Source organism: Devosia sp. Leaf420, from assembly GCF_001425445.1.
In the GTDB taxonomy this organism is placed as follows: Bacteria; Pseudomonadota; Alphaproteobacteria; order Rhizobiales; family Devosiaceae; genus Devosia.
In genome coordinates, this window is record NZ_LMQU01000001.1 from 614,790 (window position 1) to 627,480 (window position 12,691).

The 12,691-nt window shown below is 60.0% G+C and carries 9 protein-coding genes and 1 pseudogene; 3 read left to right on the forward strand and 7 right to left on the reverse strand.

Annotated features, from left to right (window positions below; genetic code table 11):
• The 7 genes from ASG47_RS03060 to ASG47_RS03090 form a co-directional block, all read right to left on the reverse strand.
• The gene (locus ASG47_RS03060; protein ID WP_061907235.1) at positions 1-2,199 is read right to left on the reverse strand and encodes an AI-2E family transporter; all 2,199 of its coding nucleotides are present in this window, start codon (positions 2,197-2,199) and stop codon (positions 1-3) included.
• Between the two features lie 215 nt (positions 2,200-2,414).
• Positions 2,415-3,476 carry an ABC transporter ATP-binding protein gene (locus ASG47_RS03065; RefSeq protein WP_061907236.1) on the reverse strand — a complete coding sequence of 354 codons (1,062 nt, stop codon included), beginning with the start codon at positions 3,474-3,476 and terminating at the stop codon, positions 2,415-2,417.
• Positions 3,477-3,487: 11 nt separating this feature from the next.
• Entirely contained in the window at positions 3,488-5,689 is a 2,202-nt protein-coding gene (locus tag ASG47_RS03070) for a glycoside hydrolase family 2 protein (protein WP_061907237.1), read from the reverse strand.
• Between the two features lie 9 nt (positions 5,690-5,698).
• Entirely contained in the window at positions 5,699-6,511 is an 813-nt protein-coding gene (locus ASG47_RS03075) for a carbohydrate ABC transporter permease (RefSeq protein ID WP_061907238.1), read from the reverse strand.
• Positions 6,508-7,353 carry a carbohydrate ABC transporter permease gene (locus ASG47_RS03080; protein WP_061907298.1) on the reverse strand — a complete coding sequence of 282 codons (846 nt, stop codon included), beginning with the start codon at positions 7,351-7,353 and terminating at the stop codon, positions 6,508-6,510. Before ASG47_RS03080 ends, ASG47_RS03075 begins: the two co-directional genes overlap by 4 nt.
• 222 nt (positions 7,354-7,575) lie before the next feature.
• A complete protein-coding gene (locus ASG47_RS03085; RefSeq protein WP_082511519.1) occupies positions 7,576-8,856 on the reverse strand; it encodes an ABC transporter substrate-binding protein in 1,281 nt (426 codons plus the stop codon).
• A gap of 95 nt (positions 8,857-8,951) precedes the next feature.
• The gene (locus tag ASG47_RS03090; RefSeq protein WP_061907239.1) at positions 8,952-9,938 is read right to left on the reverse strand and encodes a LacI family DNA-binding transcriptional regulator; all 987 of its coding nucleotides are present in this window, start codon (positions 9,936-9,938) and stop codon (positions 8,952-8,954) included.
• 144 nt (positions 9,939-10,082) lie between these two features.
• On the opposite strand from ASG47_RS03090, the gene ASG47_RS03095 reads away from it, so the two are divergent.
• The 3 genes and pseudogenes from ASG47_RS03095 to ASG47_RS20800 all read left to right on the forward strand — a co-directional run.
• Positions 10,083-10,673, forward strand: coding sequence for an ANTAR domain-containing response regulator (locus tag ASG47_RS03095; RefSeq protein WP_061907240.1), 591 nt, complete (start codon positions 10,083-10,085; stop codon positions 10,671-10,673).
• A gap of 6 nt (positions 10,674-10,679) precedes the next feature.
• Complete coding sequence (locus ASG47_RS03100; RefSeq protein ID WP_061907241.1) at positions 10,680-11,846, forward strand: CmpA/NrtA family ABC transporter substrate-binding protein; 1,167 nt, start codon at positions 10,680-10,682, stop codon at positions 11,844-11,846.
• Positions 11,847-12,496: 650 nt separating this feature from the next.
• A pseudogene (locus tag ASG47_RS20800) lies at positions 12,497-12,691 on the forward strand (IS110 family transposase); the annotation flags it as partial.

Here is a 12,691-nt window from a genome sequence, read left to right on the forward strand (position 1 = left end):
CTATCCCGCGAGCATCGGTTGGGGCATGTCCATGTTGACCTGCTCCGCGAGCATCAGATCGACCAATTCTGCGGCGCTGCGCTCGAGCCTTTCGAGGTCGGCATCACTCAAGGTCACGCTCTGATAATCCAGCAGGGCCAACACGCCGACACGGTCGCCGTTTGGCATTTTTAGCGGCGTTCCGGCGTAGAGCAGTATGCCGTTCGATTGCAGAAACGCGTCGTGAGTCAGAAGTGCGGCATTCATCTCTTGCGTAACAAACAGAGGCTTATTGCCGTGCGCGGCGAGTCGCGTGAGTTCGTCCGAAGGGGCCTCGTTGCCGGCATTGACCTGTCCCAACAGGTCGACACGCGCAACGGCCACGCCAAAGTCCGCAGCAATTATTTGGAGCCGCGCCTGAACCAGAGTCTTGGTGGGATCAAGGCGCGGTGAAAGTGGCACGCGCTCGACGGGACCCAGGTCACTCTCCCATTGTCTATGCAGCGATTTCGTGGCGTCGACGTGATTGCGGTAGATCGCGTCCAGATGCAGCCGCTCCACAGTTTCGCCGTCTGTCGGCTCGCCAAAAGCACAGGCGACAAGCTTGATATCCCCGCTCCTTCTGCGCAGCCGGCGCGACACATAGCGCGCCTGCGATCGGATATCGGCGCCGAGGAAGACCATGGCGACGACACCGACATCGTCGAGATCAAGCCGTTCTATGGCCTGTGGCTTGATCGCGAGCGGGGGTAGCACGCGGGTCGGGATGCCTCTTTCGGAAAGCTGGATGGCGAGCAGTCTGGCAGCGGCCTCGTCGACCTCGGTGCGACCGCCGATCAGCAAGATGATTGGACCGTCCTCGACGTCAGAGGTCTCGAACTCTTCGAGCATCATGTTGAAAGATTCGACCATCTGGCGCCTTTGATCGAAAGCTGCCGGGCGGTCGGTCAATTCCTCGCTCGCCATGATCAGCGCCGGCAAAGCGACCTCATCTATGAAGTCGGCTTGGCTATGTTCGGTCGTATATTCTTCGAGAATCTCGGTCGCCGCGATCGGGTCGCCTTTGAGGAGGCGCTGATAGAGTTGTTCCGGTGGGGTCAGCACGGGCTCGCTGCCCAGCAGGGTATCGAGGAACCGCAACTCGGGAATATGACGGCCAATGACGACGAGGCAGACGGTCATCGGGGTCGCGAGAATAAGCCCGATCGGCCCCCAAAGCGTGGCCCAGAACATGGCCGAGATCAGGATGGCTATGGGCGAAACGCCGGTGCTCGAACCATAGAGACGGGGCTCAACGACATTGGCCGTGGTGAGGTCGAGAACGAGGAAAAGACCGAGGGTCAGCAGCAACATGTTCCAGGTCGGGTCGACCGCAAAGGCGAGCGCGAATGGAACGGTTGCGATGATCAGGGCGCCGACAAATGGGATGTAGCGGAAGACGACGATGAGGACGCCCCATAACAGGGCGCTCGGCACGCCGATCAGCCAGAGACCGAGCCCGAAAAGCACGCCGTAGGTTGAGTTTACAGCCAATTGCACCAGCAGGTATCGGCCCACTCGGCGGCTGGCATCGGCCATGGCGAGATTGGTTTTGGCATAGTCGCCGGAGCCGACGAGGCGGATGAATCTTTCGAGCATGTCGGCGCGGCCGAGAAGCAGAAAGATGAGGAAAATCACGACGATAGCGAGGGTTGCCACAGGTCCGACGATGGAGCCCAGCACGGAAGAAAGCAGTCCGAGCGGTCCGACATTGTTGGTGATCGCAACCGGAACCGGCCGGCCCTCGGCCGGCGCTTCGACTTGCGTGACATCGGAAACCTGAGCGGAAAGACTACTTATCGTGCCGTTGATCCGCTCCATCAGCTCGCCGCCAAACTGCTCCTGAAGCCCGGTCAGCTTGGTGGAAACTGTCTGCTGATAGCCCGGCAAGTCCTCAGCCAGTCGGGCAAGTTGTAAACCTGCCAAGGTGGCGAGACTGAGCAAAAGGCAGAGGGCGCCGACAACGGCGAGGATGACGGCGACGGCGTCGGGGAGGTGAAGGCGGCGGTTGAGCCAGGTGACGAGGGGGGTCAGCGCAAAGGCGAGGAGGATGGCGAGAACCAGCGGCACGATAATGCCGGCGCCGAAGTAGAGAAGCGCGGCAACCAGAGCAAAAGTTGCAATGGATTCAAAGGGCGTATGGCGGCGCACGATGGACGGTTCGATACGACGTTCAACCATCACAACCCTCTTGGCCACGCTATGTGGGGACAGTTGCTAAAGCGCCGCGGCGCCCTTTTGGTTCAGGCTCGAAATTAATTCTGTTTTGGAGCGCCGCTGACTGTCACTAATTATTGGGTGAACTGGTCATGATTTGGGTAGCATTCCGTTATCATCGACGAGGATTTAGCGGATTATTGCGGTGCCGGCGGTTTCCGGCCGGCACCTTGCGTAAACTATGCGCGGATGCGCTTGCCGTCCTGGCCGAAGACGAGAAGGTTCTTCGGGTCAAAATGGGCATTGTAGGTTTCGCCCGTCTTGAGGTGACGATCATTGCCGGTCGCGATAGTGAGGAGCGTGTTGCCCTCGCCGCGTGCATAGGCATAGGTCTCGCCGCCGAGGTGCTCGATGATCTCGACGCGGGTTTGAAGGGCGGCGCTGCCTTCGGGATCGAAGTGCTCGGGGCGGATGCCGACTGTGACGGATGCACCGGGAGAAACCGGGACGGGCGACGGCAGAATCTGACCGGGAAAATCGGTGAGGCGGATGCCGCCCGCTTCGGCGATGCCGGGAAGGAGATTCATCTTGGGTGAGCCGATGAAACCAGCGACAAAGAGATTGTCCGGATTGTCATAGAGATCGAGCGGCGAGCCGGCCTGTTCGATGATGCCATCGCGCAGCACGACGATCTTGTTGGCGAGGGTCATGGCCTCGACCTGATCGTGGGTCACGTAGATGATGGTGGTCTGCAGTTCCTTGTGGAGCCGCGCGATCTCGATGCGCATGTGAACGCGGAGTTCGGCATCGAGGTTGGAGAGCGGTTCGTCGAAGAGGAACACGTCGGGGTGACGGACGATGGCGCGGCCGATGGCGACGCGCTGGCGCTGGCCACCCGAGAGCTGCTTGGGGAACCGGTCGAGCAAAGCGCCGAGTTCGAGGATGCGCGCGGCTTCCCCGACCTGCTTGGCAATCTCTTCCTTGGAGCGGCCGGCGAATTTGAGGGCAAAGCCCATGTTTTCGCGGACCGTCATATGCGGATAGAGCGCATAGGACTGGAACACCATGGCGATGCCGCGATTGGACGGATCGACATCGTTCATGCGCTTGTCGCCGATGAAAAGATCACCCGAGGTGATCTGTTCAAGGCCGGCGATCATGCGCAGGAGCGTCGACTTACCGCAGCCCGAGGGGCCGACAAAGACGACGAATTCCTTGTCTTCGATGTCGAGATCGACACCCTTGATGACCTCGACCGAGCCGAAGGTCTTGCGGACATTGCTAAGTTTCAACCCGGACATGGTAGCACTCCTCAGACAGCGGTGAGCGTTGCGATGGTGCGGCCAAGCCGCTCATTGGTGACAGTGACGGTGATCGGACCCTTGCCGGTCGAGCGGAGCCAGAAGCCGGTCGATCCCGCGCGAAGCGGCACGAGGCCCGGTCCGATGCGTTCGGCAGCGCCCGACACTTCGATCGAGACAGGCTCGGGGAAGAAGGGGAGCTTTTTGCCCGACTGATCGAGCGCACGGACGAGAACGCGAACGGTGTCGCCTTCGGCGCCGATTTCGGTCGCATCGGGTGCAACTTCAATCTCATGGGCGATCGGGTCGGAGATGAACTTGACCGTCTTGACGGCCTTGCCATCGATATAGCCGGTGATCGCTGCGTCTTCCCAGGACATGCCCCAGAGACCCAGTTCTTCTTCGCTGAGATCTTCGCGCTTGATGACGACAGGCGCATGGGGAAGATGCGGGAACGCCGCGCGATCGGGACCAAGGCGCTTGGGCGCGTTATTGCCGTAAGCGAGTTCGACTTCGTCGCAATTTGTCAGGATCATCAGCGGCAGAACGCCACCGATATTGCGCTCGCCACGGGCCCAGAAGGTTACCGGCTTCAAGATGATCTCATCTTCCGGCTCGCACTGGCTGGCATAGGCGAAGGCGGCGAACTTTGGCTCGCGGAACATGTCCATGACGCCGTGGTGGCAGAGGCGGTCGCCAGAGCCAAAGTCCTTGTGCGTATTGTAGTCGAACGCGCACCAGCCAATGCAGCCCGCGATCTGCGGATCGCCATAGGCCGCATTCATGACTTCCAGATGCCTGCGCACATGCTCGGCCTGGCGCTGCTCCTGATCATAGCTCTTGGTCGGGTACATGTGACCACCATATTCGGTGATCATGTAAGGCACGACGCGATCAAGGCCGGTGACTTCCTGCTGCGGACGCAGCGGGGTGCGCGGACGGTTACCACCCCATTCCTCGTTGCCGAGGATGAAGTCGTTCATGGTGTAAACGTCTTCGAGCAGCTCGCTATCGGTGATGTAGCGGACGCCGCCGGTCTGGCGGGTCGGATCGAGTTCGCGCGCCAGTTTGTTGGTGCGAACGTAGAAATCGTGATCGTCCTGCGATTCATTGATGCGAACGCCCCAGATGACAATCGATGGGTGGTTCCAATCGCGCGTGATCATGCGGCGGACGTTTTCGACCGACTCGTCCTTCCACGCGGCGGGGCCGATATGCTGCCAGCCGGGGATTTCTTCAAAGACGAGGAGACCGAGTTCGTCACAAGCGTCGAGGAAGTAGTGGCTCTGCGGATAGTGCGAAGTGCGCACCATGTTGAGCTTGAGCTCGTGCTTGAGGATTTCGGCATCCTTGACCTGTGCCGACTTGCCCATGGCGTAGCCGATATAGGGGAAGGACTGGTGGCGGTTGAGGCCACGCAGTTTGAGCAGCTTGCCGTTGAGCTTGAAGCCGTCGGTGGTGAATTCGGCGCTACGGAAACCGAAGCGGATATTTGCCACATCCTGGCCAGCCGCGGTGTCGAGGGTGATTTCGAGGCTATAAAGGGTGGGGGTCTTGAGATCCCACAGCGTAATGCCCGAGAGGTCGTTGAAGGCAACTTCGACCGTGTCACCGGTGATGGCGGCATCGGTCGTGGCAATGGTATTGCCCGAGGCGTCCTTGATCGCTGCGACAAGCGTGCCCGAAAGCGCATGATGCTGGGGATTGGCCAGCTCGACGCGGGCGCGAACCGACTTCTTCTCGGCGAGCACGTTTGGCGTTTCGATCTTGGCATTGCCGACGAAAACCGGCGCCGTGACGCGCAGCCAGGCTTCGCGGTAGAGGCCGGCATAGGTCAGGTAATCGATCTGGCCGCCGAATGGTGGGATCTCGGGGTTCTCGCTGCCGTCGATGATGACGGTGAGGACGTTTTCGCCATCGTTGAGCTTGCCGGTCAGGCGGCCTTCGAAGGGAGTATAGCCATCCTTGTGCGCTGCGATCTCGGCGCCATTGAGAAGGACGCGGGCATTGGCCATGGCGCCGTCGAAGACGACGGACACGTCCTTGCCCTGCCAGGCCGCATCGGCCGTAAAGCGCTTTTCGTAAGTGAAGACGCGCTGATAGGCCTTCTCGTCGAAATAGGAATAGGGAAGCTCGACCGCGTTGTGTGGCAGGCGAACGGTTTGACTGCCTTCAAAGAGCCAGCCGGTATTAAAATCGATCAAAGGACGCATATTCAGGTTCTACTTAACGGCGCCCAGCATGCCTTCGACGAAGCGGCGCTGGAGGACAAAGAAAATGATCAGGGTGGGAAGCGTGGCCAAGACGGTCCCGAACAGCAGCATGCCGTAATCGGGGGTATAGGCCGAAGTGAGAGCCGAGAGGATCAGCGTGATCGTCTTGTTATCTGCGGTTTGCAGCACGATCAGCGGCCAGAGGTAGTTATTCCAATTGGCCATGAAGACGATGATGGTGGCCGCCGCATAGGTCGAGCGCATCACCGGCATATAGACATAAAAGAAGATCTGCCACTCGTTGAGGCCATCGATCTTGGCGGCGTCACGCAGCTCGCTCGGGAACGCCTTGGTGGCCTGGCGGAAGTAAAAGATGATGAAGATCGACGCCACGGTCGGCAGGATCGCCGCCGCAAACGTGTTCACGAGCTTTGCCTGGGAGAACATGACAAAGAGCGGGACCATCATGGCGGCGAAGGGGATCGAGAGCAGCAAAAGCAGCAGCGCGAAGACCTTTTCGCGCACCCGCGAGCGGAACATCTCGAAGCCATAACCGGCCAGCGATGAAATGATCAGCGTCAATACCGTGCCGACAATGGCGATGATGGCCGAGTTCATGAAGATGCGCGGCGCATCGACCTGAGCAAAGAAGGTGGCGGCATTGGTAAGGAAGGCGCCGCCGGGCGTCGTCTTGCCGCGAATGATATCGGCAGACGCATTGGTGGCGCCGATGATCATCCAATAGAACGGGAAGACCGAAATGAAAGCAGCAAGGCTCAGGAGCGCATAGACCAGGCCGCGACGGAGAATTGCGGGGTTCATGATGACTTCACCTTGCGATCACGCGCCACGAGGAACTGCAGGAAGCTGAGGATGGCGACCAACACCACGATGACCCAGGAGACAGTGGCCGAATAGCCGAAGCTGGGCATGAACTTGAAGGTCAGGTTGTAGATGTAAAGCGACAGGGTGACGGTGGAATCCGAGGGGCCGCCGGTGCCGCCGGTAAGGTTGAAGACCTCATCGAAGAGCTGCAGCGTACCGATGGTCGACACAACGGTGGTGAAGAGGATCACCGGCTTCAGCATCGGAATGGTGAGGTAGCGGAAGCGAGCCCAGGCGGGGACGCCATCGATACGCGCCGCTTCATAGATCGAGCGATCGATGTTCTGGAGCGCTGCAAGATAGAAGATCATGTTGTAGCCGGTCCACCGCCAGGTGATGGCCATGATGATGGTGACCTTGGCCCAGAAGGGGTCGCCGAGCCAGGAGATGGGGCCGCCAATGATGTGCAGCGCCATCAGCGTCTGATTGACGACGCCATCGACGGCGAACATCGACTTGAAGATGGTCGAGTAAGCAATCAGCGAGGTAACGCAGGGGAGGAAGATCGCGGTGCGGAACAGGCCGCGGAAGCGAAGGGTCGAGTCATTGAGCGCGACGGCAAAGAGCAGCGCCAGCGTGATCATGATCGGCACCTGCACGATGAAGAACGTGAAGGTATTGATCAGGGCGCGGATAAAGACCGGGTCCTTTGTCAGGCGCTGGATATTGGCGAGACCGCCAAAGCTGAGATTCATCCCCTTGCCGACCTGGAAGCTCATCCAGAGCGACCAGACGATGGGATAGATCATGAACAGCCCAAGCAGGACCAATGCCGGCATGACGAAAAGCCAGCCATTTATCCGCTCACTGCGCGCGAGACCCGATTGCGCCACGACAGACTCCTTGTCGGTGGATTGCTGTTTCACTCATCTCGATACGAGATGAAGACATCAGACCGCCCTGCCGACTGCCCATGAAAGGATACAGCCGAGGGCCCCGCGATCGCTCGCGAAGCCCCTGGGAGGACAGAATTGGGGGCGACGTTGCCGCCCCCTTGCAGATTACTGCATCTGCTGCTGGGCCTGATCGTTGATGGCCTGGAGGGCCGCATCGATATCGCCGCCCTGGATGATCGTGGGCAACTGAGCCGCGACAGCGGAGTCAACTTCGGCCGTGAAGGTGCCATAGCTGACGCTTGGGATCTGACCGAGCCAGGTCGAGAAGTTCTGCCAAACGGGTGCGCCGCCGAAGAAATCGTCGGAGGCCTTATAGGCTTCGCCTTCACGCGCCGAGAGGAGCGAACCGACAGCGCCGCGCTTGATCAGGATGTCCTGGTAGAAATCCTGGTCGCCGGCCCAGACGGTCTTGAAGAAGTCGATGGCTTCTTCCTTGTTGTCCGAAGAGGACAAGAGGAACCAGCTCGAGCCGCCCTGGTTGGACGCATTGACCGAACCTTCGAGATCGAGGCGCGGGATCGGGGCAACAGCCCACTTGCCGGACTGATCGGCATTGGCCTTGATCGTCGCGGTGATCCAGACACCGACGGGAACCACGGCAACTTCGCCACCAGTGAAGGCACCGGTATATTCGGCCCAGCCGGAAACCGGCCTGACGAGGTCAGCCTGGTAGAACTTGGCGTAGGTTTCGAGCGACTTCTTGAGCGCGGCATTGTCCGTGATGTGGAGCGAGCCGTCTTCGTTGAAGTACCATTCGCCAGCCGACTGCATCATCATGCGGATGACGCCGGTGTCATTCATGTCGAGGTCGAGCAGCTGCTTGCCGGTCTTTTCCTTGACGGTCTTGCCGATTTCGACAAGCTGGTCCCAGGTGATGTTCTCGAGATCAGCAGCGGTGAAGCCAGCTTCTTCGAGGTAGTCCGAGCGGTAAAAGAGACCGGTCACGCCGGAGTCAAACGGCACCGAGTAGGACTTGCCATCGAGGGTCGCGGCCGCAACCTTGTAGGGCGCGAAAACCGACATATCGATCGAATCCGACAGCGGCTCGAAAGCGCCGGGGAACGACTGCAGGTACTTCTGGGCAATGTCGTCCTGGATCAGAACGATATCGGGGAGACCATCGGTGCTGCCAGCGAGAAGCTGAGTCTGCAGCTTGGCACGGATGTCGTCCTGGCTCGCGGTATCGTCGACGTTGAACGTCGTTTCCGGATGAGCCTTGGTGTAGATTTCACCAGCTTCGCGCATGGTGTCACCATTGAAGACCTTATCCCAAACCCAAACCGAGATTTCGCCGGCAGAGGCAGAAGCCGCAGCGACGGTCACGATGCTGATACCAGCAAGGGCAACACAAAGGGTGCGCTTCCAGCGCATGGACATATCTGTCATAGTTTCCTCCCATAGAGGTGGTCCTCACCACCTTGAGGGAGACTGTAGCCGCTAAAATTCCAGCGCGCAAATAATTTCAGTAAATTTTTACTGCGTTATTTTTCAACGGGTTGACGGGTGCTCGCGCGCCAAACCAGCTTGGATGCCAAGGTAATTTGCTTGGCAAGATCACGCCCCCCGACCCGCTCGAGCAGAAGCTCGATGGCCGCCTCGCCGATCTCCTCGGCAGGCAGATGAACCGTCGTCAGGGGCGGATTGAGGAATTGCGCCACGGAAATGTCATTGAAACTCGCCACCCCGATATCGCCGGGAATGGTGAGGCCGCGCTCGTGAATGGCGCGATAGGCACCGATGGCCATTGAATCGTTGAAGGTAACGATGGCATCGAACGGGCGGCGATCGGCGAGGAGATCGCGCGTCAGGCGATAGCCGCCCTCCTCCGTATTGTCGCCCGAGCGGAAGAGACGGTCATCGAACCAGCCGGCGGCGGTCATCCAGTGAACGAAGGCCTGGGCGCGGCGATCGCCCCAGCCGATATAGGCGATGCGCCGGTAGCCGCGCTGAGAGAGTGCAGCGAGCAGCTTTTCCATGGCGGACCAGAGATCGGCGGACACGGAATCGATGTCGTCATCGGGCGGGACGTAATCGGCAAAGACGATCTGGCGGCAGTGGTGGCGGAGCCAATCGATCTCGTCTTCGTCGTGACGACCGATGACGATGGTGCCCGACGCGTCCTGCAGGAGGTTCGCATCGGGGCGCGCGTCGGTGTGATAGACTTTGACCGTTTCGATCTTGAGCGCGGCACAGCGGCGCTCGATGCCGAGGCGCATGGCGACATAGTAGGGATCGACGAGTTCGCGCTCGGGGGCGAGAAAATGCACCAGCGCGACCTTGATCAGGCCCTGCTGCTGATTGGCGCGATTGCGATTGCGCGGGGTCGAATAGTTGAGCGCTTCAGCCGTTTCGATGATCGCCTGGCGCTTGCGGGTCGAGATCGACAGCGTCATATCGTAGTTGAGCACGCGCGAAACCGTGGCGCTTGAAACGCCCACTGCGGCTGCGATTTCCCGGAGGGTGACCATGGGCGCGAAGCTATAGTCAGGCCATGCGCGCGGTCAACAACACGTATCAAGTCGCGCGGTTTTTCCAAAGGCCATGCAAATGGATTTGCCGGAGCCGCGCTAATATGACAGGAATATTGCCACACTTAAACGGACCAGTGAGACATGGCCCGAACCGAGCTTTCGATCCTGATCATTGACGAGAATCGCATCCGCGCCTCGATCATCGAGGAAGGTTTGCGTGAGGCCGGGCACACGGAAGTCGCGGTGATCCACGACGTCAACGAAGTGGCGCGGACGATCGAGCGGGTAGCGCCCGATGTGATCGTCATCGATCTCGAAAATCCCAAGCGAGATACGCTCGAGCATTTTTTCTCGTTATCGCGCGCGGTGCAGCGGCCGATCGCCATGTTCGTCGACCGCTCCGATGTGGGAATGATCGAAAAAGCGGTCGAGGCCGGGGTTTCGGCCTATGTGGTGGATGGGCTCAAGAAAGAGCGCGTCAAATCGATCCTCGACATGGCGGTTTCGCGGTTCAATGCCTTTGCCCGGCTGACGCGGGAGCTGGAAGAAGCGCGGTCGGCGCTTGAAGAGCGGAAAATCATCGATCAGGCAAAATCGATCCTGATCGAGACGCGGGGGCTTTCCGAGCCAGAGGCCTACAATCTCCTGCGCAAGACAGCGATGAACCAGAATCGGCGGATCATTGATATCGCCCAAAGCCTGATCACCGCCGCAAAACTCCTGGGGCCATAGAAGATCATGTCGACCACCCTGCTCCATGCCGGATTTTTGCCGCTGCTCGACAGCGTGCTGCTGGTGCTCGCCAAGGAACTGGGCTTTGCGGAGACCGAGGGCCTAGCGCTGCAACTGACGCGCGAGACATCGTGGGCGAATATCCGCGACCGCTCGGCGCTTGGACATTTCGATGTGGCGCAGATGCTGGCGCCCATGCCGATTGCCGCAAGCCTTGGACTGACGCCGATTGCGACCAAGATGATTGCGCCGGTGGTGCTGGGCTTGGGAAATAATGCGATCACCGTCAGCGCCGCGCTCTGGGAGCAGATGCAGCGCGAGGGTGCGGTTACCGATCTCGAGGCGGGCCCCGCTGGTGCGGCCCTGGCGAAAGTGGTGGCGCGGGGCGGCAAAAAGCTGCGCTTTGGCGTCGTGCACCAGACCTCGTCGCACAATTATGAGCTGCGCTACTGGCTGGCCGCGAGCGGCATCGTGCCGGATCGTCATGTCGAGATCGTCGTGCTGCCACCGCCCCTTTTGCCGGAGGCGTTGGGCGCAGGTGGGCTCGATGGCTATTGCGTGGGCGAACCCTGGAACAGTGTTGGGGTGGCGCAGCACGGCGCACATATCGTCACGACGAAATCGAAGATCTGGGAATGGAGCCCGGACAAGGTCATGGGCATGCGCGCCGATTGGGCCGAGCGCAATCCCGAGACGGTGGCCGGGCTGATCCGCGCGATCTATCGGGCGGGTGAATGGTGCCAGCAGCGGGAAAACCGGCTGGCAGCGGCGGAGATCATGGCGCGACCGGCTTATCTCGATCTGCCTGTGGATATTGTGGCGCGGGCACTGACCGGGGAGATCGATGCGGGCGGCGCAGTGTTTACGCTGCCGGACTTTTATATTCCGCACGATGGCGCGGCGAATTTCCCATGGAAGAGCCAGGCGCTTTGGTATTTCGAACAGATGGCGCGCTGGGGCGAGGTTGCCGTGAGCGCGGATAGTGCGCATTTGGCGGCGGAGAGTTTTCGGCCGGACTTGTACCGAGCGGCGCTGGCGCCGATGGGGGTTGCGGTGCCGGGGGCAGATTACAAGCGCGAGGGCGATCGGGCGGAAGGGTATGCGCTCGATGGAGTCGCCATGGGTCCGAACCGGTTTTTCGATGGTGGGGTGTTTGAGGCGCGGGTTGGGTAGGGTTAGCTCTCCCAGCTCCGCTTGATGTTTGCCATCATAAGAAGAGGCTAGATGGCCCCGGCGTTTGCCGGAATTTTGTCATAACATATCTCGCCTCACTACCGGACTTCCCTCGGGCTTGACCCGAGGGTCTCTCGCCCATTCGACAAAGCTTGTGGCTTCCACAATGGCCCTTGTCTGTTGAAAGTGTGCGAGATTGGTTCCGGGAGGGCGATCGATTGGCCCTTGGTCATCAGACCGTACCCGAGCGTGATCCCCTCCCGGTTTGTCACCACCCTGAACAGTTGATCGAGGCCGCTGGCGGCGGACCTCGCAGTACAAGGACAGGCACGNGGCCCTTGTCTGTTGAAAGTGTGCGAGATTGGTTCCGGGAGGGCGATCGATTGGCCCTTGGTCATCAGACCGTACCCGAGCGTGATCCCCTCCCGGTTTTGTCACCACCCTGAACAGTTGATCGAGGCCGCTGGCGGCGGACCTCGCAGTACAAGGACAGGCACGATGATCATAGCATCGGACTTTATCGGAATCGACGTGGGCAAATACACGCTGGAGATATTTGCCGGTCGGGAGCTTTCTATCGCCAATACCGAGGCGAAGGATCAGCGCCTGGAATTCATTGGGATNGACCTCGCAGTACAAGGACAGGCACGATGATCATAGCATCGGACTTTATCGGAATCGACGTGGGCAAATACACGCTGGAGATATTTGCCGGTCGGGAGCTTTCTATCGCCAATACCGAGGCGGCTCTTGCGGACTGGTTGGCCGGGCTGAGCCGGCCCGAGCTGGTGCTGTTCGAAGCGACGGGCCGCTATGATGGCAAGCTGCGCCGCGCTCTGGAGCAA

Coding starts and splice junctions, on each gene's coding strand:
- ASG47_RS03060 (WP_061907235.1), bottom strand. CDS start 2,199: ATGGTTGAACGTCGTATCGAACCGTCCATCGTGCGCCGCCATACGCCC.
- ASG47_RS03065 (WP_061907236.1), bottom strand. CDS start 3,476: ATGTCCGGGTTGAAACTTAGCAATGTCCGCAAGACCTTCGGCTCGGTC.
- ASG47_RS03070 (WP_061907237.1), bottom strand. CDS start 5,689: ATGCGTCCTTTGATCGATTTTAATACCGGCTGGCTCTTTGAAGGCAGT.
- ASG47_RS03075 (WP_061907238.1), bottom strand. CDS start 6,511: ATGAACCCCGCAATTCTCCGTCGCGGCCTGGTCTATGCGCTCCTGAGC.
- ASG47_RS03080 (WP_061907298.1), bottom strand. CDS start 7,353: ATGCCGGCATTGGTCCTGCTTGGGCTGTTCATGATCTATCCCATCGTC.
- ASG47_RS03085 (WP_082511519.1), bottom strand. CDS start 8,856: ATGACAGATATGTCCATGCGCTGGAAGCGCACCCTTTGTGTTGCCCTT.
- ASG47_RS03090 (WP_061907239.1), bottom strand. CDS start 9,938: ATGGTCACCCTCCGGGAAATCGCAGCCGCAGTGGGCGTTTCAAGCGCC.
- ASG47_RS03095 (WP_061907240.1), top strand. CDS start 10,083: ATGGCCCGAACCGAGCTTTCGATCCTGATCATTGACGAGAATCGCATC.
- ASG47_RS03100 (WP_061907241.1), top strand. CDS start 10,680: ATGTCGACCACCCTGCTCCATGCCGGATTTTTGCCGCTGCTCGACAGC.